The sequence below is a fragment of the Paenibacillus sp. NPDC056579 genome (assembly GCF_042793215.1).
Classification (GTDB): Bacteria; Bacillota; Bacilli; order Paenibacillales; family NBRC-103111; genus Paenibacillus_S.
This window is the reverse complement of record NZ_JBHTVD010000005.1, coordinates 70652-93644: the sequence shown is the minus strand read 5'-3', so window position 1 is coordinate 93644 and position 22993 is coordinate 70652. Positions and strand designations below refer to the sequence as shown.

22 protein-coding genes and 1 pseudogene are annotated in these 22993 nt (G+C 52.2%); 13 read left to right on the top strand and 10 right to left on the bottom strand.

Going from position 1 to position 22993, the window contains the following annotated elements; translation table 11 throughout:
• Positions 1 to 108: 108 nt before the first annotated feature.
• Genes ACFQ88_RS20165 through ACFQ88_RS20155 form a run of 3 tightly spaced genes read left to right on the top strand, consistent with a single transcriptional unit; the run spans position 109 to position 3863 of the window.
• A complete protein-coding gene (locus tag ACFQ88_RS20165) occupies positions 109 to 1197 on the top strand; it encodes a GerAB/ArcD/ProY family transporter (RefSeq protein WP_379456032.1) in 1089 nt (362 codons plus the stop codon).
• The gene (locus ACFQ88_RS20160) at positions 1194 to 2723 is read left to right on the top strand and encodes a spore germination protein (RefSeq protein ID WP_239631461.1); all 1530 of its coding nucleotides are present in this window, start codon (positions 1194 to 1196) and stop codon (positions 2721 to 2723) included. The genes ACFQ88_RS20165 and ACFQ88_RS20160 overlap by 4 nt, the downstream gene beginning before the upstream one ends.
• On the top strand, positions 2724 to 3863 hold the full coding sequence (locus ACFQ88_RS20155; protein ID WP_379456029.1) for a Ger(x)C family spore germination protein: 1140 nt from the start codon (positions 2724 to 2726) through the stop codon (positions 3861 to 3863).
• A 921-nt stretch (positions 3864 to 4784) separates the two neighbouring features.
• Here the strand turns inward: ACFQ88_RS20155 and dgoD are convergent.
• Together dgoD and ACFQ88_RS20145 are read right to left on the bottom strand one after the other, a co-directional pair.
• The gene (dgoD, locus tag ACFQ88_RS20150) at positions 4785 to 5933 is read right to left on the bottom strand and encodes a galactonate dehydratase (protein WP_379456027.1); all 1149 of its coding nucleotides are present in this window, start codon (positions 5931 to 5933) and stop codon (positions 4785 to 4787) included.
• Entirely contained in the window at positions 5930 to 6613 is a 684-nt protein-coding gene (locus ACFQ88_RS20145) for a FadR/GntR family transcriptional regulator (RefSeq protein WP_239631454.1), read from the bottom strand. The genes dgoD and ACFQ88_RS20145 overlap by 4 nt, the downstream gene beginning before the upstream one ends.
• Before the next feature lie 189 nt (positions 6614 to 6802).
• Between ACFQ88_RS20145 and ACFQ88_RS20140 the strand changes: the two genes are divergently transcribed.
• Positions 6803 to 7216 carry a GNAT family N-acetyltransferase gene (locus ACFQ88_RS20140; protein ID WP_379456025.1) on the top strand — a complete coding sequence of 138 codons (414 nt, stop codon included), beginning with the start codon at positions 6803 to 6805 and terminating at the stop codon, positions 7214 to 7216.
• The gene (locus tag ACFQ88_RS20135) at positions 7213 to 7863 is read left to right on the top strand and encodes an HAD family hydrolase (RefSeq protein WP_379456023.1); all 651 of its coding nucleotides are present in this window, start codon (positions 7213 to 7215) and stop codon (positions 7861 to 7863) included. The genes ACFQ88_RS20140 and ACFQ88_RS20135 overlap by 4 nt, the downstream gene beginning before the upstream one ends.
• A gap of 63 nt (positions 7864 to 7926) precedes the next feature.
• Here the strand turns inward: ACFQ88_RS20135 and ACFQ88_RS20130 are convergent, their stop codons facing one another.
• Both ACFQ88_RS20130 and ACFQ88_RS20125 read right to left on the bottom strand, forming a co-directional pair.
• On the bottom strand, positions 7927 to 8253 hold the full coding sequence (locus tag ACFQ88_RS20130; RefSeq protein WP_239631448.1) for an ArsR/SmtB family transcription factor: 327 nt from the start codon (positions 8251 to 8253) through the stop codon (positions 7927 to 7929).
• A 175-nt stretch (positions 8254 to 8428) separates the two neighbouring features.
• Entirely contained in the window at positions 8429 to 8734 is a 306-nt protein-coding gene (locus tag ACFQ88_RS20125; protein ID WP_239631445.1) for a hypothetical protein, read from the bottom strand.
• 153 nt (positions 8735 to 8887) lie between these two features.
• Here ACFQ88_RS20125 and ACFQ88_RS20120 point away from each other — a divergent pair.
• Positions 8888 to 9129: pseudogene (locus tag ACFQ88_RS20120) on the top strand (N-acetyltransferase family protein); the annotation flags it as partial.
• Positions 9130 to 9238: 109 nt separating this feature from the next.
• The gene (locus tag ACFQ88_RS20115) at positions 9239 to 10198 is read left to right on the top strand and encodes an alpha/beta hydrolase (protein WP_379456020.1); all 960 of its coding nucleotides are present in this window, start codon (positions 9239 to 9241) and stop codon (positions 10196 to 10198) included.
• Positions 10199 to 10292: 94 nt separating this feature from the next.
• On the opposite strand, the gene ACFQ88_RS20110 is transcribed toward ACFQ88_RS20115, so the two are convergent.
• Positions 10293 to 10721 carry a DoxX family protein gene (locus ACFQ88_RS20110; RefSeq protein ID WP_239631440.1) on the bottom strand — a complete coding sequence of 143 codons (429 nt, stop codon included), beginning with the start codon at positions 10719 to 10721 and terminating at the stop codon, positions 10293 to 10295.
• A 36-nt stretch (positions 10722 to 10757) separates the two neighbouring features.
• Positions 10758 to 11252 carry an SRPBCC family protein gene (locus tag ACFQ88_RS20105; RefSeq protein WP_379456018.1) on the bottom strand — a complete coding sequence of 165 codons (495 nt, stop codon included), beginning with the start codon at positions 11250 to 11252 and terminating at the stop codon, positions 10758 to 10760.
• A 212-nt stretch (positions 11253 to 11464) separates the two neighbouring features.
• Between ACFQ88_RS20105 and ACFQ88_RS20100 the strand changes: the two genes are divergently transcribed.
• A complete protein-coding gene (locus ACFQ88_RS20100; RefSeq protein WP_379456016.1) occupies positions 11465 to 12628 on the top strand; it encodes a PstS family phosphate ABC transporter substrate-binding protein in 1164 nt (387 codons plus the stop codon).
• Positions 12629 to 12727: 99 nt separating this feature from the next.
• Here the strand turns inward: ACFQ88_RS20100 and ACFQ88_RS20095 are convergent, their stop codons facing one another.
• On the bottom strand, positions 12728 to 14020 hold the full coding sequence (locus ACFQ88_RS20095) for a cation:dicarboxylate symporter family transporter (RefSeq protein WP_239631432.1): 1293 nt from the start codon (positions 14018 to 14020) through the stop codon (positions 12728 to 12730).
• Between the two features lie 255 nt (positions 14021 to 14275).
• On the opposite strand from ACFQ88_RS20095, the gene ACFQ88_RS20090 reads away from it, so the two are divergent.
• Both ACFQ88_RS20090 and ACFQ88_RS20085 read left to right on the top strand, forming a co-directional pair.
• Entirely contained in the window at positions 14276 to 15556 is a 1281-nt protein-coding gene (locus ACFQ88_RS20090; RefSeq protein WP_379456014.1) for a sensor histidine kinase, read from the top strand.
• A gap of 6 nt (positions 15557 to 15562) precedes the next feature.
• On the top strand, positions 15563 to 16492 hold the full coding sequence (locus tag ACFQ88_RS20085) for a response regulator (protein ID WP_239631426.1): 930 nt from the start codon (positions 15563 to 15565) through the stop codon (positions 16490 to 16492).
• Here the strand turns inward: ACFQ88_RS20085 and ACFQ88_RS20080 are convergent.
• The gene (locus tag ACFQ88_RS20080) at positions 16489 to 17370 is read right to left on the bottom strand and encodes a glycoside hydrolase family 43 protein (protein ID WP_239631423.1); all 882 of its coding nucleotides are present in this window, start codon (positions 17368 to 17370) and stop codon (positions 16489 to 16491) included. The genes ACFQ88_RS20085 and ACFQ88_RS20080 overlap by 4 nt on opposite strands.
• A 330-nt stretch (positions 17371 to 17700) precedes the next feature.
• On the opposite strand from ACFQ88_RS20080, the gene ACFQ88_RS20075 reads away from it, so the two are divergent.
• From ACFQ88_RS20075 to ACFQ88_RS20065, 3 genes are read left to right on the top strand one after another with little or no spacing between them, the layout of a single operon-like run.
• Positions 17701 to 18408, top strand: a complete 708-nt coding sequence (locus tag ACFQ88_RS20075) for a response regulator transcription factor (protein ID WP_239631421.1) — start codon at positions 17701 to 17703, stop codon at positions 18406 to 18408.
• Entirely contained in the window at positions 18405 to 19796 is a 1392-nt protein-coding gene (locus tag ACFQ88_RS20070; RefSeq protein WP_379456010.1) for a sensor histidine kinase, read from the top strand. The genes ACFQ88_RS20075 and ACFQ88_RS20070 overlap by 4 nt, the downstream gene beginning before the upstream one ends.
• A gap of 47 nt (positions 19797 to 19843) precedes the next feature.
• Complete coding sequence (locus ACFQ88_RS20065; protein WP_379456008.1) at positions 19844 to 20167, top strand: YciI family protein; 324 nt, start codon at positions 19844 to 19846, stop codon at positions 20165 to 20167.
• A gap of 464 nt (positions 20168 to 20631) precedes the next feature.
• Here ACFQ88_RS20065 and ACFQ88_RS20060 read toward each other — a convergent pair whose 3' ends face one another.
• Both ACFQ88_RS20060 and ACFQ88_RS20055 read right to left on the bottom strand, forming a co-directional pair.
• Complete coding sequence (locus ACFQ88_RS20060; protein WP_239631413.1) at positions 20632 to 21270, bottom strand: response regulator transcription factor; 639 nt, start codon at positions 21268 to 21270, stop codon at positions 20632 to 20634.
• Positions 21271 to 21323: 53 nt separating this feature from the next.
• Positions 21324 to 22993 (bottom strand): sensor histidine kinase (locus tag ACFQ88_RS20055; RefSeq protein WP_379456006.1); only part of this gene is annotated, 1670 nt, incomplete at its 5' end.

Genomic DNA, 22993 nt, shown 5'->3' with positions numbered 1-22993 from the left:
GTACTCCCGCACACTTGCGCTTTCGCGCTTTACGCAGATACTCCGTCTAAAACCATCCCCTTTTGGACATGACTGATAAGGTCGGATTCGGGGGGATGACCTGCCATTATGAACTTTTCCAATAAAATATCCGTGCTTCAGATGTCCTGCATCCTTATGATGACGGTCGGACTGGCCAATCATGTCACCATGATTCCCTTGCTGCTGCAAACGGCAAAAAGAGACTCATGGCTTGGCGTCGCCGCCGCCTTCCTCATCTTCACCGCCTGGATCTGGATACCGTACGCCATTGGCAAATGGACCAACCAAATGCATCTTGCCGACTGGCTGACGGTCCATGTCGGCCGGTGGTTTTCCCTTGTTATGCAGTGCGGCGTTTCGCTATATTTATTTTCCATCGCTATCGTCGCCTTGAAGGAAACGACCGTCTGGACCAAGGTCACCTATCTGCCTCACACCCCCCTGCTGGTCATTGTGGCAGGGTTTCTGCTGCTATGCAGCTATACAGCCCGCAAGGGCATCCAATCGATCGCCATTACCGCCGGCCTGCTGCTGCCGTTCGTTATAGCGCTCGGTTACTTCGTTATGGGTGCCAACTTTCAATATAAGCGGTATGTGCTGCTGTTTCCGCTGTTCACGAACGATCCGTCCGCCATTGTTAGAAGCGCGCTGTATGTGGGCGGAGGGTTAATTGAGCTGATAATGATTTTGTTTATGCAGCATCATCTGAAGCAGCGCGTCCGCTGGATCCACTATTTCATTCTGCTCGCAATAATGGTCGGCCTGACTATGGGCCCGTTGATCGGGTCTATCGCTTCCTTCGGTCCGGAACAAGCAGCCATGCTGCGCTATCCGGCTTATGAGCAGTGGAGATTGGTGCAAATCGGCGATTATGTGGCGCATGTCGATTTCTTTTCGATCTATCAATGGTTGTCCGGAAGCTTTCTGCGCGTGTCTTTATCGATTTTTTTAATTGTGGACGTACTGAAAATAGAGGCGAAGCAAAGACGCTTTCTGACCGTCAATCTGCTTTGTGCCGCCCTGTTTATTGCCGGGATGCTGCCTTTTAACGACATGGAGTATCTTACCGTCGTTCCTCACTATTACGCCGCCACTTTCATTGCCGTGCTGCTCGGCTCGCTGCTCTTGTTTGCCGTAGTATCCATAAAAAGCAAATCGAAAGGGAACAACCTATGAATCTTATCCGTTGGATGCGCAATCGGCTGAACCAGCAAACCAGAACGCCTTTTGACGATAAGCAGCCTTCTCAGGTCATGTCCGACTGGAACGAGGAGATGCTGCGTTCTTTTTTCGATAAATCCGGAGACGTTCAAATTGTGGAGCACCGGTATGCGAACGAATCGTGTCCGAAGCTTGTGCTGATCTACTGCACCGGCATGATCGACTCGAGACAATTTATGGAGTGGGCTTTGCCGATTCTGGATCATCATATGAACCGGTCGGACGATTGGCAGGAAAATATCGCGGAATTAACCGCTACGCTTCAGATGCAGTCCGTCCGAACTGATACGTGTCTGTACAGCTGTTTATTCAGCGGTCAGCTTATTGTGTTCTTCGAGTCGCTTTCCTTGATGTACTCGGTTAACATCCCGCAAATTCCGCAGCGGACACCTGAAGAATCGACAACGGAAATTTCGGTGAAGGGTCCGCGCGACGCCTTTACCGAAGAGCTGTCGACGAATATCGCGCTAATCCGCAAACGGCTGCGCACCCCTTCCCTGTGCAATGAAATGTTCGAGATCGGCAAGAGAAGCCGGACGCGGGTTTCCCTGCTGTATATCAACGATATCGCGAATCCGGATACGATTCAGGAAGCAAGGAAACGGCTTAACGGCATACATATCGACGCGCTGTTAAGCAGTGCCGAGCTGGAGGAAGGCATATCCGACTCCTCGTTCAGCATGTTCCCGCTAATCGACTATATCGGCCGGCCGGATTTTGTAGCGGAAAGCTTGATTCGGGGCCGGTTCGCCATCCTGGTGGACGGTTCTCCGATGGCGCTCATTGCTCCATCCAACCTAACGGAACAAATCAAATCACCGGAAGACCTGCACTTTACCTTTTATTTCGTTGGCTTTGAGAGAATGATAAGGCTGGTCGGATTGTTTGTGGCCATCTTCACACCCGGCTTCTGGGTCGCTCTCAGCACCTACAATATGGAGCAGCTACCGTTTCCTTTGCTCGCTACCGTCGCGACCTCCCGCATCGGTCTTCCTACTTCCGCTCCGTTGGAAGCCGTGCTGATGCTGTTCTTGTTTGAAATATTCCGGGAAGCGGGCGTCCGCCTTCCCAAAGCCGTAGGACAAACGATAGCCGTAGTGGGTGGACTCATTATCGGCGATGCGGCCATCCGTGCGGGACTTGCTTCCCCTACCATGCTCATTATGTCATCCGTGACGGCCGTAGCTACCTTTACGCTTGTGAACCAATCGCTCAGCGGAACGGTCAGTATTTTGAGACTGATCATTCTGCTGTGTTCCTCCGTCCTTGGCTTGTACGGGTACTTCTTATCTATGTTCTTTACGGTCGTTTACCTATCCGGCTTGCGATCGTTCGGGGTTCCGTATCTGGCTCCGTTATCGCCCCCCGGTTCGCTCAAAGAAATCGTCGCAGCCGTTGCATCGAGACCACGGTCGGAAGATACACGCCGTCCCTCCATCCTCGATACGACAGATACTACGCGGGAAGGAAAAGATTCGTAGATGAAAGCAGCATGCAAGCTGGGCATCGCCCTCCTTGGCATCATCACGATTACAACCGGATGCTGGGATTCCACCAGTGTGGAGAAAATCAACTATATTACCGCCCTCGGTATCGATTACCAAAAATCGAAATTTATCGTCTACGGGCAAATGATGAGCTTCGGCTCCATTGCAAAACAAGAAGGAACCCAAGCCCGTACTCCGGCGACCGTCTGGGTCGGCAAGGGCGAAGGCGATACGCTCAATATCGCCATGAACGAGCTGTACAGCACGGCTCAGCGAAAAATCATCTGGAGTCATGTCACGACGATCCTGACTAGTGAGGAGGCCATCCGGCACGGCTTTTCCACGTTTGTTGATGCCATTGTCCGCTTCCGGGAAGTCCGCTTAACGCCGTGGGTTTTCGGAACACGGATGCCGATACCGGATATTTTGACATCGGAGGCTTTTTTCAACCTGTCGCCGCTCGAGACCATATCTCATTCCCCCGAAGCCAGCTATAAGCAAAAATCGTTCATTACGCCGATTAAGTATATGACGTTTCTGGCCGACCTGAAGGAGCCTGCCAAGACCGCGATCCTTCCGATGTTAACCATCAATCCGGACCAGTGGTACAAGTTGAAGTCACCTCATGGCAAAATGGAGATCGACGGAGCTCTCCTCCTGAGCGAGCAAAAATACAAGGGCCATTTAAGTATGGGCGAGCTCGACGGTCTGCGTTGGGTTACAAGACAAACCAACCGCTCTCCGCTGCTCGTAACAGACCGGAATAAGAAGCTGGGCGTCGTTTCGCTGGAGAACCCGTCAGTTCAGGTCAGAGTAAGCGATCCTTCCAGCCATCCGCGGTATACGCTTCGTATTTCGATGAAGGGCAACATCGTCGAAATGGTCGGTAACTTCAACGACGAAGCCATGCTAAAGCGGCTCGCCGAGGAGACGGTCAAGAAGGAAGTCCGCACCACTTTTGAAAAAAGCCTTGCTTTGGGTGCCGACGTGCTCCAATTGGAATATGCCCTGTACCTGGATCATTACAAGGATTGGAAAAGGCTTACCGAAGCAAAGCAGCTCACGCTGGAAAAGGATTCGTTGGCCGAGATCGATGTGAATATCGATCTCATCCATTCGGGGATGCTGCGGTAGCGCGGGTGCGGGCGTGGGCGGAAATGAGGGATGGCGGGCACGAGAGGAGATCCGCCTTTGCGCATAGCTCGGAACATGCTGCTTCGCGGGTAGATTTCCTCACGGGAAACTTTGCGGACCGTAGATCCGTTATTTAGCGTTTTGAGCCCCAAAAGCATGGGTGATCGGACTCAGGATCCGTTATTTGCCCCTAAAATGGGCAAATTCGGAGGAGATTTGGCAAAATAGCGGATTTCCTGTCCGATCGTGTAGGCAAATGTGGTGATTTTGGCAAAATAGCGGAACCCATGTCCGATGTGTCATAATCACCAACCTAAAACCGCGCACTGGAATCCAGTGCGCGTTAGAAGTGGGTCTCTCCATACCTACATGCTGCCTCATATTCTGTGTTACCCAACAACTCCTGATGTTACTCTACTATCATTATTTAATGCTCCATACCTTGTGCTACTCCGTAACCATATACGTATTGCATCTATGCCCTTATGTTACTCCACTATCATTACGAATTACTTCATAGCCTTACGTTACTCTTCTACCAAACGTATCTCTCCGTACATCCTGTTACTCTATTAACTTTTCATGTTTCTCCCTACCAATCTGCTAACTCATTACGTGCTGCATCCTACTATGTGTTACTCTAAATACCCTAGTGTTACTCTATCAACTTAACCTAAAGCTTCCTACCTATCGGATACTATTACATATCCTGCTTCCCACACGAATATGCTATTCATTACCATACTATTGCCTCATGCCCTGTTACTCTGTTATCTTACTACTCCACTGCCTCAACGTGTCGATCCAAGCCCTAATGTCACTCAACACCATCTACATCCTGGCCGTATTACCAACTATTGTTCTATCTCCACTACACACTGTTCCTACCACCGTGCTGCTTTACTACCATTGAGCTTCCTATCACCATTCGGTTACGGTGCCGTCCACCGTACGCCATACCGGATTGCGCCATTGGTGGCCTATAGCGGCCATCTCGCGCACTTTCTCTTCATTGATCTCAATGCCCAGCCCAGGCTTGGTCAGCCGTTTGACGAAGCCTGCCTCGTATTCGAACACGGAAGGATCGGCCAAATAATCGAGCAGGTCGGAGCCTTGATTATAATGGATGCCGAGGCTCTGCTCCTGGATAAACGCGTTCGGCGTGCAGAAATCGAGCTGCAGCGACGAGGCCAGTGCTATCGGGCCGAGCGGGCAATGCGGGGCTACAGCTACGTCGAACGTCTCAGCCATTGCGGCGATTTTGCGCACTTCCCAGATGCCGCCGGCGTGGCTTAAGTCCGGCTGGATAATATCGACGCCGCCCTGCGTAAGGAGGCGCTTGAAGTCCCAACGCGTGTACATCCGCTCGCCGGTGGCTATAGGTACGCTCGAGCCTTTGGTAATCTCGAGCAGCGCTTCATTGTTCTCGGAGAGCACCGGCTCTTCGATGAACATCGGCTTGAACGGCTCCATCTCCTTGATCAGCACCTTGGCCATCGTCTTATGGACGCGGCCGTGCAGATCGACGCCGATGCCGTGCCCGCTGCCGATCGCCTCGCGCACCGCCGCCAAACGCTCGACCGCCTCCTCCACCTTCTGGAAGGAGTCGATCCACTCCATCTCGGCGGTGCCGTTCATCTTGATCGCGGTATAGCCCTGCGCGATCTTCTCCTTGGCGGACTCAGCCACATCAGATGGCTTGTCTCCGCCGATCCAGGCGTAGACGCGCATCTTGTCGCGCACCGGTCCGCCTAACAAATCGTACACAGGCACGCCGAGGCTCTTGCCCTTGATGTCCCACAGCGCCTGCTCGATTCCCGATATGGCGCTGGTCAAAATCGGCCCGCCGCGGTAAAAGCCGCCGCGATACAGCACCTGCCACAAGTCTTCGATGTGGCCCGGATCCCTGCCGATCAGAAACTCGCTCATCTCCTCCACGGCGGCACGCACCGTATCGGCTTTCCCTTCGACGATCGGCTCCCCCCAGCCGACGATGCCGTCGTCCGTCGTCACCTTCAGAAACAGCCATCGCGGCGGTACCTTGAACAACTCCATTGATCTGATCTTCATGAATGATCCTCTCCTTTGCGGAATTCAGTGAGCATATCTTCGAGATGACACTTCATCAGCGTCCGCGCTTGCGTCGGATTTCGCTCGATGATGGCCTTAGCGATCAGGAAATGGTAGGACGACGCTTTCTCGTCCATCCCCTCCCACTTCATTGATTGCCGTCTGCTGTCTATCAGCAGATCGCCAATCCGGTCAAGCATGTGATACATGATCTCGTTGTGAGAAGCTTTGGCGATAAGCTCGTGAAACAGCATATCTTCCTTCAGAAAATCGCGCTTCTTCTCGATTTTCCGCTTCATCGCCTCGGCCGCCTCCAGAATCGCTTGCGCCTCCTCGGCCGAAGCCTTCTCCGCGGCAAGCGCAGCTAGCTCCGGCTCGACGATCAGCCGGGCTTCCGTGAGCTGCAGCATCGTTGCCCGCTCCAGGAAATCGAGCCGGTTGGCCGGCGCATCGGACAATTCGTTGTCCACATACGTTCCTCTGCCCTGCTCGATGCGCAATATTTTTTGCTTGCCGAGAATTCGCACCGCTTCGCGAACGGACGAAATGCCGACACCGAGCTCGGCGGAGAGCTGCTCCAACGGCGGAAGCTGCTCTCCCTGCTTCCAAACGCCTTCTTTGATGTTTTGCTTGATTTGGTCGTAAACGGTTTCATAAGTCAGTTTTTTACTCAGCTTCATCACCTGCAAACTCTTCTTCACAAATCAATTTTCGATGCATAAATAATAAATTCATCATATCTATTTTCAATATAGTACAAAACATATGATGATTCAATACCCATTTGAACAATTCATTATAATTTTCGGTTGTACAAGAATCCTTGGACTGCTATGCTTGTAAGAAAAATCCAACAGGAGGCGACGCGTTTGAATTACCGCTTCAGTGAGCTAGCCCCGGAGCCGCAAGCCTTGTTCGATTTGTATGATTCCGTACAGTGGAACGAATTTTTACAGCTGTCCAAAGAGCGTCTGTTCCAAGCCATAGAACAAAGCTGGTATGCGATCCATGTTTACGACGATGAAAAGCTGATTGGGACAGGGCGCGTCATTTCAGATGGAGTCATCAATGCCGTACTATGCGGGATCGCCGTGCATCCCGATTACCGGAGGCAGGGCATCGGCTCGGACATCGTTCGCGGACTGGTGAGCAAGTGCCGGGAATCGCGTCTTCATATTCAGCTGTTTTGCACGGAGGATAAAGCCGATTATTACCTACATTTAGGCTTTGAGACCTTTGCTGTCGGCATGAAGGAGCAAGGAAATGTGGAGGAAGCCGAATGAACAAGTACAAAATCATTCTCTTTGACTTGGACGGAACCTTATCCGATCCCAAAGAAGGAATTACCCGGAGCGTTCAATACGCCCTCGAAAAGCTAGGGGTTGTCGAGCCCGATCTGGATCGGCTTGAGCCCTTTATCGGCCCGCCGCTGCAGGAATCATTCTCGGCCGTCTATGCATTTGATGATGAGAAGACAAAGCTCGCCATTGATTATTACAGAGAGCGATTCAAAGAAACCGGCATGTTTGAGAACGAGCTGTACCCCGGTATCGAACCCCTGTTGGCACAGCTGAAGGCTGAGGGCAAGCGGCTCGCGGTCGCCACCTCGAAGCCTACCGTGTTTGCGGAGCGGATTTTGCAATATTTCCATATCGATTCTTATTTTGATCTTGTTGTCGGCAGCCATCTCGATGGTACGAGAATCTCCAAGACCGAAATCATTCAATACATTCTGGATGAGCTGAGCTCCTATAAGAAGCAGGATTTTATTATGATAGGCGATAGAAAGCATGACATCATCGGGGCGAAAAATACGGGGATCGACTCCATAGGAGTCGCTTACGGATATGGGAGCTTCGACGAGCTGCATAAGGCGAATCCGACTTTTATCGTTCATGAGGTGGAGCAGCTGGGCTCTATTCTTCGATAGCGGCAAATCATAAGGAAGCGGCTGCCGGCAAATCAGCAGCCGCGTTATGCCGAACGGTCGGATTCATTCTTGCTCCTCCAGTAACAGCTGGTTTAAAAGTTGCATTCTTTCCATCCAAAACTTCCTGTAAAACGATAACCAATCCTCAATTTCTCTCAATGGAGCGGCATTCAGCCGATATCTCGTTTCCCTTCCCACCTTTTGGCTGGTTACGAGACCGGCATCCTTAAGAATAGTCAAATGCTTAGAAACTGCAGTACGACCCATCTGAAAATGTACCGTTAATGCATTGAGAGGCAGCTCTCCCGCATCTGCCAGCAAACGCAGCAGCTTACGCCGAGTTGGATCTGCGACGGCGGCGTAAATATCTTGTGATTGATCGTCCTCCATACCACCCTCTCCAATCATCCTCAATGTAGTGCATGTCGTCCTACTCATATTATTGACACTAAGAAGTGTCCTGTCAACGCATTACAGGATACGGATGGATGTAATTCTTATGGAAATTTTCAAAACAAAAAGGACACCCTTTAGGCGTCCTTGTTCATCGTTATCGCTATCTTCCTTATGGTCCTGGGTTCAATTGAAACGTAAAGGAAAGGGTTACGGCTGTTTGTAACTGGACGTCGGTGGCATCATAAGAAATGATAACCCTTGGCGTCTCTCCCAAATCATTAAATATCCGTACCCGAGTCGGTGATCTGAAGCCGGCTGATCTTAACAGAGCTCTCATTTGCAGGACTCTTTTGTTGGTGCCTGTTTGCGTATCGCCAATAATATCTTCAAATTTCTTTCTGAACTGTACGTCATCCGCCAATTTCGTATTTAATCTAGCAATTTCAAATAATACTTGCCTGACTGTGGCCGCCATAAGATTCCTCCTAAAAATAAGATAGGATATCTTATGAACCAATGAATGCTCGTGCTTGTACTAAATGACATGGTGTCTAACAACTAGAAACTATTTCAAAAGCGGAAATTTAGAATCCGGTTTTATAGACTCTTCGGTTTAGCTTTCTCCATTAGAAATGAAGGTATTGCAACCAAGCTACTAAAAGAGCTAATCCATATAGCTACCGACAGAGAATACGCTACATTAGTTGCCGGAATCGACGCTGCAAATGGGAAAAGTATTAAGCTTCATGAAAAATTGGGCTTTGAATATTCCGGAGTCATAAAAAAGCAGGATACAAATTTGATCAATGGCTTGATCTTGCTTTTTATCAATTGGATTTGAAGGGTCCTGCTATGCCTGTGGAAGGATAAACGCATAACGATACAAGCAGTTGTTGGATGCGAATCATGGAGCAGAGTTATATCTCTTCAGCTTTCGGGTAAACCATAGTATAGCCCAAACCCGAAAGGAGCGATACCGATGTCCCATGAAAAAGTCCGGCTGGAGCCGGAAGCGCAAGCCTTCGTGGAGGCTGCGGCCAATCCCCCGTACCTGTATGATCTCGGCCCCGAGAAAGGCCGCAAAAAGGTAGACGAAGTGCAATCCGATCCGGTTACGAAGCCGGATGCGGAAATAACCGAGCTCACGATACCTGGTGGCCCTGGAGGGACGGTCCCGGTAACGATGGTAAAACCGAAAAACGCCTCAGCCCCGCTGCCTGTTATCGTCTACATCCATGGGGCGGGCTGGGTATTCGGCAACGCGCTCACGCATGACCGGCTGATCCGCGAGCTGGCCGTCGGATCGCAGTCCGCCGTCGTCTTCCCGAACTATAGCCTATCCCCGGAGAGCAAGTATCCGACGGCTATCGAGGAGATTTACGCCGTCGTCCAATGGGTGGCCGAGCGCGGCCCGGTAATCGGCGCCGACCCTTCCAGACTGACGGTCGCCGGAGACAGCGTCGGCGGCAACATGACTGCCGCCGTCACACTGATGGCCAAGGAGCGCGGAGGGCCTGCGATCCATAAGCAATTGCTGTTTTATCCGGTAACGGACGCCTCGTTCGATACCGGATCTTACAAGCAGTTCGCGGAAGGATACTTTTTGAGCCGCGAAGGCATGCAGTGGTTCTGGGACCAGTACACGACCGATCCGGCAGAGCGGTCACACATTACGGCGTCCCCTCTCCGCGCTTCCGTAGAGCAGCTCGCCGGACTCCCCCCGGCGCTAATCATTACGGCGGAAGCCGATGTTCTGCGCGATGAGGGGGAGGCTTACGCCAACAAGCTTCGCGAAGCCGGCGTGAGAGTGACGGCGGTCCGGTTCCAGGGCATCATCCATGACTTTGTCATGCTGAATGCACTGGCCGGGACCGCCGCAGCGAGAGGCGCCATGGCTCTGGCCAATGCTTGGCTCAAGGAAAGCGCAGACGCACTCTAAGCGCTATATAACCTAAGCAGAAAGCCGCTTACCTCCCTCAATGGAAGTAAGCGGCTTTTTTATCGGCAGATGCCAGATAGCATCCTGAATCCGATTATACGGATTGAATCGACTCCGCGTTCATCCGGTTTCCTTCCGAATGCTTCTTCGCTTGACTTTTAAATGCAGCCAGCCGGTGATGACAAATGTAAGAGCCTGCCAATATAGCGAAGAAGATAATGAACGTCAGATATCCGCTCGCTGGATCTCCTACAGCGATAATTGAATACATAGCACCTGCCATATCAAAGGCCAGACCGGCATACGCCCATTCTTTAATCCGCGGAAAGCCTGGGATCCAAATGGCTATGACACCCAGCAATTTGGCGACTCCCAAGAAGGGCAGAAGATAAGCAGGATAGCCAAGATGCTCGAATAAAACAACGGCTTCGGGTGCGGACATAATGTTAGGGATGGAACCGACTCCCATAACAAGCGACAGCAACACGGTACAAACATAGTAGAACACAACGGTTTTTTTCATAATTAATCACACGCTCCTTATAGTTTAAATGTCTTCTTACTGCCCAACCATGACAGCTACACGTTCTGCAAGGCGTTCCATCGTTTGCTTCGCTCCCTCTACCGCTCCATACTCTCTGACGACCTTCTCCAGCTCCTCGGCCGACTTGAACATGGATCGCATCGTGATCTCGGTCTGGCCGCCCATCTCATCGAACGTTACCGTCACGCGGAATTGCTCTTCTACTTCATTGTCGCCATGGGAGTAAACCAACCGTTCAGGTCTTACGACTTCAATGTAGACGATTTTATTATCGTAATCGACTCCGTCCGGACCATGCATCACATAGCTCCATACGCCGCCCGGTCTTACGTCCATGTGACTTATCGTGATCGTGAACCCTTGCGGCCCCCACCAATGCGGGACCTGCTGCGGATCCGTCCAAGCGGAAAATACAAGCTCGCGAGGCGCACGAAACTGCCGCTTGACGATAATCTCCCTATCCTGTACCGACGCTACCGTGCCATTCAGTGCATTGCTGCTCTCTGCCATATCATTCATTCCTCCGTTTTCGTTTTCATGTTTATAATATACCTTAAAGGGAATATTCCTGTAAAGGAATATTTAAAACTTTTTCGTAAAAATATTTTCAGTAACCAGCAGTACTATTTAAAATTAGTACTATATGGAAAATCCATCCTGAATTACACTGATGTTATGGGCGCTTAGCCGCTGAATGCCTGCTTGATTCGGGAGGATAGGGAATGAACTGGAAGCTAGTGCTGGAAAAGTCGTTGATCTGCTTACTGCTGCTTTTCTTTTTGTTTATCGGTTGGGTGTTTGCCCGCTTTATTATTTTGCTGATGGTTGGACAACGATTTTACCTGCGGTTTGCCGATGCAGCCGCTTGTACGCTGGCGGTATTTATTGTGCTGTGGGTGTTTGCATTTGTAAGAGCCAAAGTGACGAATCTCTTGTTCGTCACCTGCCTTATCGCCGGTTTATCGGCGGTTTCGGTACATGAATATAACCGGTATGTTCGCGACAGCCTGGCAACCGTGAACGAGCAAGGCGTAGATCTTCGCGTCTATCAGCCTTTCGGGAGCAACACGAAGGCCGTCTCCTTGGATGAGCCCTCGACCTTAATGCTAGCAGCCGACATGCCTAGACTGGACGGCGCAACCGCCCTGTATCCCCTTTATGCTGCATTTGCACGAGCCGTATACCCTGAAAAAGAATACGATTTCCGGAACAGCGAAGTCATGTGCACCACCACGGCCGACGCTTATTCCAATCTGCTGGAAGGAAAGGCCGATATGATTTTCGCCGCAGCGCCGTCCAAGCAGCAGCTGGAAGCGGCGCGAAGCAAAGGCATCGAACTGAAGCTGACCCCTATCGGCCGCGAAGCGTTCGTCTTTTTCGTCAATTCCCGCAATACGGTGCAGGGGCTGTCCAAAGCCCAGCTGCAGGGCATCTATACAGGGGACATTCGGGACTGGAGCGAGGTTGGCGGCAGCCCCGGCCGAATCCGTGCGTTCCAGCGTCCGGAAAATAGCGGCAGCCAATCGATGCTGCAGCGATGGATGGAGGACAAGCCGCTGATGACGCCTCCGAAAGAAGATATTGCAGCCGGGATGGGGGAAATTATCGATCGCACTGCCGTTTACCGAAATTACGAGCAGGCGATCGGGTATTCCTTTCTGTTCTTTGCTACGCAAATGATTCAGCAAGGGGAAATACGGCTGCTGGAGGTTGACGGGATCGCTCCGAATCGGAGCACGATTCAAAACGGACATTATCCTCTTGCCGCGGAATTTTATGCAATTACTACTAGCAGCAGCAACCCGAATGTCGCCCCACTGCTGCAATGGATTTTATCTCCGCAAGGTCAATCGCTTGTCGAAAAGACCGACTATACACCATTGTAACCACCCGTGAGCCTTCTCCCTTCAACGACAAAAAAAGCTGCGGATCGATCCGGCAGCTTTTTTCCAATATGAATCTCAAACCGATGGTTGCAGCACGCTTTACGCCGCTTCCACTTTACTACCCTGCTTCGCTTGCTTGATCGTAAGCAAGTAGGCTTCGCCTTCTTTTTTATCGTATTGGCCTTCCCACTTCGCCATAACAACGGCAGCAAGAGAGTTGCCGATGACGTTCACCACCGTGCGCGCCATATCCAGAATGCGGTCGATACCGGCAATGAAGGCAAGACCTTCCACCGGAATCCCGACGGAGCCGAGTGTCGCCAGCAGCACGACGAACGATACTCCAGGCACGCCCGCGATGCCTTTCGAAGTGACCATCAAGACGAGAACAAGCGTAATTTGAGCGCTGATCGGCATATCAATGCCGTACATTTGCGCGATGAACAATGCCGCAATAGCCTGGTACAGCGTGGAGCCGTCCAGATTGAACGAGTACCCCGTAGGAATGACAAAGGAAGTAATCGCCTTAGGAACGCCAAACTTCTCCATTTTCTCCATAATTTTCGGCAGCACCGTCTCCGAGCTGGCTGTGGAGTACGCAAGAATGATTTCATCCTTCAGAATCGAGATAATCGACGTGATACGCGTTCCACACATACGGGCCACGAACCCGAGAACGACGAGCACGAACACGAACATGGCACCGTACACCGAAACGACCAGCTTTCCTAGCGGAATCAAGGAGCTTACGCCAAACTTCGAAACCGTAATCCCGATGAGAGCAAATACGCCGAGCGGCGCGAATTTCATAATCTGATTCGTAACCCAGAACATGGCGTCCGCCGTCCCTTGGAAAAACGCCAGGACAGGCTTGCCCTTCTCGCCGATGGCCGCAATCCCGAGGCCGAACATGACGGAGAAGAAAATCACGGCAAGCATATCGCCTCTAGCGAATGCATCGAAAATATTTTTCGGAACGATATTGACGATCGTGTCGGTAAAGCTGTGGGAATGCGAAGCTTTATCGGCAGCATCGACATATTGCTGGATGTCCGATTTCACCAGATGCGTCATATCTACACCTTTGCCCGGGTGAACGATATTCGCGACCAAGAGCCCGAGAAGAATAGCCACGGTTGTAATAATCTCAAAATACAAAATCGATTTGCCGCCCAGCTTGCCCAGCTTCTTGATGTCCCCGACCCCGGCGACACCGATGATCAGCGAAGCGATGACGATAGGCACTACGATCATTTTGATCAAACGGATGAAAATATCCCCGATCGGCTGCAAATACGTTCCGATCATCGGGTTGCCATAAAAGATGGCGCCGACTATAATACCGAGAATAAGACCGATAACAATTTGTATTGCGAGTCCAAACTTTTTCATGTATCATCCCACCTTGGTTCATTTTGTAAAAACGCTTTCTTTTTGGTCCGGATGTCCAGCGGCATAAGTGATGAATGACTTGTATAAAGCATTGTAAATGGCGACCTACAAAACTCTACGAAAATCTACAAAACGCTTTTATCTTTTTGTAAATGATTTGGGTCACACATAGCGAAAGTTCTATTATGGAGATAATACAAGTTGGCGGCAGACGGCCTTTGCTCAACAGATTGTCAAACCCGAGGTGCATCCATTTTGAAAGAATACCGGTTCATTCTGCTTCTTATCATCATCGTCATCCCGCTGGCAGGGGAGTTGAAATTCCGCCCGTTTTACGACGATTTCCGATTCAGTCTCGGCCCGCCCGTTTTCTTCTTCTTTTTGCTGTGGATGCGCCGCCCTTCTCCATGGATCCCCGGCTTCCTGGCCGGCCTGTCGGTAGTTGTATTTCGAATTGCGCTCGACTGGATGTGGGAGGAATCCTTCGATTGGTACGCTTCGCTGCAGCACCACGGCCCTGTTTTCTTCTACTATGTCACCTATGCAGCCACGTTTGCGCTAACGCAAATCCATAAATTCAAGAGCCGGCCTATCCAGGTCGGACTGCTCGGCGTAGTGCTGGAAATGGCCGCTTCGTGTACGGAATTGTTCTTCCGCTACTCTCTGACCGACAGGCTGATTACGCTGACGATATTGAATCAGATCCTGATCATTGCTTTTTTTCGCAGCTTTGTTGTGGTAGGCTTTATTAATCTGCTGGAGCTTCGCCAATCCCAGGCCTCCGAAGCCTTGCAGCGGCAGCGCAATGAAGAGATGCTTCTGCTTATTTCCCATCTGCACGAGGAATCGATTCATCTGAAGAAAACGCTGCAAAACGCCGAATCGATTACCCGGGAATCGTATGAGCTGTATCAATCGTTAAAGAATCATCATCCTCCGCTCGATGGGAGCTATGCTCAAAAGGCGCTCTCCATCGCGGGACAAGTCCACGAAATCAAAAAGGACAACCAGCGCATCTACGCCGGATTGTCCGATCTCATGACGGATGAAACGCTATCGGATTATATGCCGATGGAGGCTCTCGCGGAGCTGATTGTGGCGACGAACCGCAAGTATGCGCGGTCGCTTGGCAAAGACATACAGTTTGGGCTTCATATGCAAGGAAGGTATCCTCCTTGTCACGTTTACACCACACTGTCGCTGCTTAATAATCTGGTAGCCAATGCGGTCGAAGCCATTGATTCCGCCGGACAAATCGACTTGTTTGTTTATCCGGCCAAGGATGGGGTAGGCTTCCGGATTGAGGACAGCGGTCCGGGGATTCCGATGAAAGCGCGTGAGCTTGTATTCAAGCCCGGCTATACGACCAAATATGACGCATCCGGCAACCCGTCTACAGGGATCGGTCTCTATTATGTAAAAGAAGCGGTGGAACAGCTCGGGGGAACGATAGATTTGCGAACAGGGGAGGATGATCGAGGGACGATATTCACGCTGCATATCCCAATACATAGTTTAACCAAGGAGGCAGATTAACGATCCATGCGATGCTTTATTACGGATGACGATCCGGCGGTTCGCTCGATGCTCGGTCAAATTATCGAAGACGCGGATATAGGCGAGGTCGTGGGAGAAGCGGATGACGGCAGTAAGGTGGATCCTACACTGCTTGCCGTCAAGCAGGTGGATATTTTGCTGATCGACTTGCTGATGCCCGTCCGGGACGGCATCGAGACGGTGCGTGCCGTGGCTCCCTCTTTCGACGGGAAAATCATCATGATTTCCCAGGTCGAATCCAAAGAGATGATCGGCGAGGCGTACTCGCTCGGGATCGAATACTACATAACGAAGCCGGTCAACCGGCTGGAGGTCATTGCTGTCATGCAAAAGGTTGCCGAACGGATGATGCTGCAGCGATCGATCCGCAACATCCAGCAGACATTGAATTCCATCGGCATGCCGCAGCCTGGCGGCGGCAAGGAGCCGGCGCCCCGGAAGAACGATATTTCGACCGCGGGCAATTATTTGCTGTCCGAGCTTGGCATGATCGGCGAAAGCGGCAGCAAGGATTTGCTTGATATCCTCGAATCCGTATACCAATATGAGCAGCAGAACGGGCTCGAGCAAGGCTTCCCGCCGCTCAATGAAATATTCCATCGGGCGGCCGCAGCCAAGCTGGGACCCGCCGCGGCTTCCGCTGACTTGAAGAAAGAGATCAAAGCCTCCGAGCAAAGGGTGCGACGGGCTATTAACCAGTCGCTGATTCATTTGGCGACGCTCGGCCTGATCGATTACGCCAACCCGAAATTCGAGCAGTATGCAACGAAGTTTTTCGATTTGGCCGAAATCCGCAAAAAAATGCGCGACATCGAGGACCACGAGGAAGCTTCCCCGAGCGCCGTTCGCATCAACGCAAAAAAATTCATTCAAGTGCTGTATCTGGAATCGAGAAGGCTGATGGGACAAGTCTAATCAGCGGGAGCGGCAATCGCTATCGTCGTTCCCCGATCCTCTACAGCCAAAATATGCGGCCGTTCGTTCGGGTTTTTATTAGGCTGATGAATCGTCATGAGCAAGCCGCCAAGAAACCCGTGGAACAGCATGCCGTGGCCTCCATCCTTGCGGTACACCGGCTCCTGCTCATGCACCCACGGCCCCTCAATGTCGCCGTTCAACGACCTTGCAATGCCCATGGCATAGCCTTCTTCCCCGTAGCTCGACCACAGCAGCAGCAAATCGCCCGTTTTGGACGTGTAAAGATAAGGCCCGTCCGTCACGTAAGTATCGTCTCCCCTAGCCGGCCGTACCCATGGCGCTTGCGAAGCGCGGAACAGCGTAAACGGCTCGCTCGCCGCCTCCTTCAAATCCGGGGATAGCCTCATAGCGCATATTTCCCCGTCCTTCACCTGCAGCCACTCACGACAAAATACGATCCATGGGTCGCCGGCGCGATCTATGTACAGCGTCCCGTCCAGGCACTCCCATTCGGGAGGCGTCACGGGTCCGGCGCCATGCGGCTCGAACGGGCCCGCAGGACGGTCCGAGACCAAGATTTGCGTTGCGCGGCATTGCGATTCCGACTTGAAGCTGGCGAACATATAGTATCGCCCTCTCCACTCGTGTACCTCGGGCGCCCAATAATGGCGGTCCGCCCAGAAGCCGGTATCCGGGCGAAAAGCCGGATAAGGTCCGTCCCATTGCGTTAAATCGTCGCTAATATAGACGTCAAAGCCGTCCGGCCGCCCCGACCAGGCCGTTGCCCCCGGCGTCCCGTATAAGTAATATTTGCGCTCTATTTCAACCGGAACAATAAACGGATCGCGAATATGGATATCGTTCAGCGTCTTCATCTGCGTACTCCCTTTCTTTTCCTTTTCTTCCCTCTGATTATACTGACAACCCCACCGGAAGTGAAGCTGATGCAAAAAAAGAGACCCGCAAACCAAACGGTGGTTTCGGGTCTAAAATGTATATATATGAAAAGGGGGTCACTGTTTATTATAGGCACCTTTCATTAAACCCAGATGAAAAACAGATTTCAATTTCATTACAATTGGACTAAGCTCTGTTACAGCCGTTGGAGTCGCACCAAACCGGACGGTCGGTTAAGGCATTAAGGGCACATAGTTCCAGATCAGCCATCGCATACTAAAGCTATCGATGATAAGCCGGGGGTTTTCATGAAACACACCATTTTTGTAGTGGAAGACGAGGACAAAATCGCACGTATTCTTCAGCTGGAGCTGGAGCATGACGGATATGGCGTAATGCACGCAGGCAATGGCAGGGAAGCGTTCGAAATGGCTATTGCCGGCGGATGGGATCTGATGCTGCTTGATATTATGCTCCCTGAATTGAGCGGTCTGGAGGTGCTGCGGCGGGTGCGTGAGCACGGAATCATGCTGCCCGTCATCCTGCTGACGGCCCGAGACGCCGTGCCCGACCGCGTCAGCGGGCTCGATCTGGGAGCCAACGACTACGTTACGAAGCCCTTTGCTATCGAGGAGCTGCTGGCACGCATCCGCAATTTGCTGCGCATGGCCCAGCAGCCTGCAGCTGTGGCCGCTTCGTCGGACGAAGAGGTGCGCGTCGACGATTTGACCATGAACATTCGCACCCGCCAAGTGATGCGCGAAGGACAGCAAATCGACATCACGCCGAAGGAGTTCGATCTACTACTCTATTTGATCAGCCATCAGGGCGAAGTGCTTTCCCGCGAGCAAATCGTTTCCGAGGTGTGGGGCTACGATTTCATTGGGGATACGAACGTCGTGGATGTCTACATCCGGAACCTGCGGCAAAAGATGGACAAAGGCTTCTCCAGCAAGCTGATCCACACGCTCCGGGGAGTCGGCTACCTCGTCAAGGATAGCGAACAGAAGACATGAGGCTGCGGACCAAAATATCGCTTCTGATCGCCTCCTCCATCTTGATGGTGCTCTTTTTATTTAACATTTTGACCTATTACATGGTTGTAAAAATAACGACCAAGAGCGAGATTACGCTCTTATGGAATGCAGCCCAAACGATAGTGTCCCAGCCGAATATTGTTCGTCCCGAGCTATGGGGCCGGGATAGCTGGCTTCGCCCTCTCCTGCTGCCCCAAGAGATTATAAGGCTGATCGATACGAAGTCCAATATCATCGTTCAGCTTGACTCCACCGGACAGCTGGACAGCTTGCCCGCCGTATTCGATACCCGCACATTCTCCAAAACGTTATGGACGCGCGAGGCGCTCATCGTGTATATCCAAATGCCGGTAATGGGCGCCGAGGACGAAACGCTCGGCGTTCTGCAGATCGGCCGCAAGCTGGATACGCTGAACGAATATTTGACGATCCTGACAACCGTTCTGATGTTCACCACCGCCTGTGCCGCGTTCCTTTCCGTGATCGGAGGCATGTATTTCGCTAAGGTGATTCTCCGTCCGATCCATGAGCTGGTACAAATTATGGAGTCGATCGAGCGCAACGGGATTTTCAAACGGCTCGTTCTCGCTCCTACCAAGCATCAGGACGAGCTGTGGAGGCTGACGCATACGTTCAACACAATGATCGGCAAGCTGGAGAACAACTTCACCCGGCAGCAGCAGTTCATTGCCGACGCTTCCCATGAATTGAAAACGCCGCTTACCGTGATCGAAAGCTATGCGAATTTGCTGCAGCGTTGGGGAGGCAACGATGCGGCTCTGCGCGAGGAGGCGATTGAGGCTATCCAATCCGAAGCGGCGCGTCTTCGCAATTTGACCCAGTCCCTGCTCACGGTCGCCAATCTGGAGGCGGAGGCGAACAAGGGCTGGATCCATTTCGAGCTTGGCGACGTCGTCAGGACAACCGCCGCTTCCTTGAAGCGAACGTTTCACCGGGACATCCAGCTGGACAACCAGCTCGAGATCAACCGGATGTTCGGAGATCCGGAAAAAGTAAAGCAGCTGCTCATCATCTTGCTGGACAATGCCATCAAATACAGCCACAAGCCGGTGCTCATTACGCTTAAGCACGATCCCCGCGATCCGGAAATTGTGGAGCTGCAGGTTATCGATCAGGGGATCGGCATCGAGAAATCGGAAATCCCGCGTCTGTTTGACCGGTTTTACCGCGTGGATCAGGCGCGAAGCCGCACTTCGGGCGGCAGCGGTCTCGGACTCGCCATCGCTCGCCGTATCGCACAATCGCATAAGGGCACGATCAGCATTACAAGCACTCCCGGTGAAGGAACCCAGGTTACGGTGCGGCTTCCTCTCAATCTCGATTCGATGGCTTCGTCGGATTTATGAAATAAGTGAAGTTGGAAAAACCAAATTAACAATATGGAGGAGTCACCGTGTCAGAAAGCATCTCTAACCCTTCGGGAAAAATGCACTTTATGTTATGGTCCACACCACCAAGAACAACTTTTCCTCAGGACATGACCAATGAAGAACGAAGCATCATGATGCAGCACATCGCTTATTGGACGGATAAGCAGAATCAGGGGATTGCTCTGGTGTTCGGACCGGTTCGAAATCCGGCCTCTCCGCATGGACTTGCCATCATTGAAGTTGAGAATGAGGCTCAAGTCCCGCAGCTCATCGCTGAAGACCCTGCTGTTATTGCAGGTATAATGACAACGGAATTTCACCCCATGCTGGCAACATTGCCGAAATAACCTATTTTAATGATAAAGCCGATCATTCCCTTTTGGAGAATATCGGCTTTGTAAGTCATCGCATCGGCTCACGAGCAAGCCAATCCGGTTCAGTAACGCGCCTGCCGCGTTCGTATGAGATCCATGCGGATCCGATGCGGACCGTGGTTCCGTTATTTCACCAAACATCGCTCCATTTGCAGAGTGATCGGACTACAGATCCTTAATGTAGCCAAAACACACTGTGTTCGCCGGTAAAAATAGCAAAAAACGACCTCTATGTCCGATCGCACTCCAAAAGCAGGAGAATTCCAGGAAATAACGGATTTCCTGTCCGATGATTGTCATCCGCTCCGATGAACTGCTTATTTACGCACCCTTGACCAAGGGATTCGAACAACCACTAAGGAGCTCCTCCGAAATCTGCAGTATTCTCAATCCCGCAGCCTTTCGACAAGCCATACAGCATTCAGGCACAGTCTTCTCTACACGTCCCGCGATTTTTGCAGCAGCCGCTTGGCGGCATTGCGGTCCTCCACCTGAAGCTTGTTCAACAGATTCGATACATAGTTGGCCACGGTCTTGGCGCTAATATGCAGCCGGGCGGCGATTTGCGCGTTGCTGTCGCCTTCGGCGATCCGCTCCAATATTTCCATTTCCCTCCGCGTCAGCTCGGAAAAGGTATCGTCATCGGCCATCACCGTTCTGGACGTGGAGAAGTAGTGCATCATCCGCTCAGCAATATCCGATCCGAACACCGCTCCGCCGCTGCCGACCATCCGGATCGACTGCAGCAGCTCCGTCTCATCGGCATCCTTGAGCACGTAGCCTTTGGCGCCCGCCCGCAAGGCGGTAAACACCGATTGGTCCTCGCGGAACATCGTCAGAATGATCACTTCGATCTGAGGATATTGCGCTTTGATCAGGCGGGTGGCCTCAATCCCGTTCAACCCCGGCATCCGGATGTCCATCAGAATCAAATCCGGACGCAGCGTTCCGGCCAGCTCCAAAGCTTCATCTCCCGTAGAAGCTTCGCCCACGACGTGAAGATCGTCGGTCGTCTTGAGCAAATTCCGCACCCCGTTGCGGAACAGAGGGTGATCGTCGGCTATTAATATGTTCAAATGAATGTCCCCTTTCCTTTTTCCTGCAGCCCAGCAGCTGCTGCTGTCGTATGTTACAGCGGTATAATGGCCAAAACCCGCGTCCCCCCCTGCTCCATCCGCTCGATCGTGCACTGCCCCCCAAGCTCGGCGGCCCGCTCCTTGATCGATACAAGGCCGATGCCGCCCTTGTTTGAAGCTTGCTGGAGATGGGGCCGGGGATGCAGCCCCGACCCGTTGTCCGTCACTTCGGCGATCAGCTGGCTGGACGGCGTGATGTCGAGCCGAACCGTGCAGGATGTCGCCTGGGCATGCTTGATGACGTTGACCAGCGACTCCGTCACGATCCGGTAAGCCGCTACTTCGACGGCGGCCGGAAGCTCGGGCAGCGGCTGCGGGGCGAGCAGCTTCACATGCAGCGCAGCCGTTCCCTGATCGGCCAACAGACGGGCCGGCTTCGTCAATTCCTCGATCCTTTCCTGGATCGCATTGATCAATCCGAGCTCATCCAAGGTAGGCGGACGCAAATCGTGGACCATCGTCCGGATCTCATCTACCGTCGAGCGGATCACCTTGCGCAGGTCCGTAAGCATTTCTATGGCCGTCTCCGGCTCCTTCTCAACATACTTTTGTGCCGTTGCGGCATTCAGGGCAAGCGCAGCAAGCTTCGGGGCGAGGCCGTCGTGCAAGTTTTTGCGGATTTGCCGGCGTTCCTCCTCCCGCGCCAGCACAAGCTGTTCGCGCGACTCCTGCAAATCCTGCGCCAGCAGCTTCATACCTAGCGTCATATTGACATTTTCCACAATCGGACCGGCCTGGTGCAGCAGCACATCCAGAAATTTGAGGTCCTCCGACGAGAAAGCTTCGCCCGGCGACCGGCTGGCCAAATGCAAGGTTCCAATTTCTTTGCCGCGATGAATAATGGAGAATGGCATGATTTCATTGACAGGCTCTCCTGCCGCAGCAACCAGCGTATCCTGGCCGCCTACGCCGATCGCTATACCCGTGTACGGCAGCCTCAGCGCATCCTTGACCGTTTTGGCCACCGCATCGAGCATTGCATCCGGCGCCAAAGGCTGAACGAGCTGACTGCCCAGCTCGAGCAGTACGGCGTAAGGGTCGTCATGGCGCCCCTTCATCAATCGGTTGACGAAGCGCTGCAGCCATTCCTTGAGCGGAGCAAACGCTACCGCTACGACAGCCGTGGCAAGAAGCGAGACGACGAAGTTGTCTTTGGTCTGGAACAAACGGCTTAAATACAGAACGGCAAACGTATAGAGAGCTATCACACTGACGGATAGCGCCAAATAAACGAGCGTCCGCTTGACCAGCGGGTCGATATCCCACAGCCGGTGCCTCAGAACCGCCAAAGTTAACGTTAACGGAATGGCCGTCAAGGACATATTGAGCAGTGCATTCAAGAAGACGTAGGTCAGCGCGGTACCGTCGTTATGGTTGGGATCGAACATGATGCTTAGCACGATAAATCCGACCACGCCTACCGACACCCCGAACACGACCCACTTGGTCTGCTGCCGCTGCGCCGGCGACGATACTTTGCGGAAACGGTATACTTGCGAGTAAATCAGAATCAAGGTAGAGGATGTATACCAGAGTAATTGAAAGTATGGGGGAATATCCAGCGCCGTCCATATGCTTCCGCCATAAAACAAATTCGTAGCATCGAAGGCGGCGATAAATATAAACGCGAAGCCCGTCCATTTGGGCACGAACGATCCGTTCG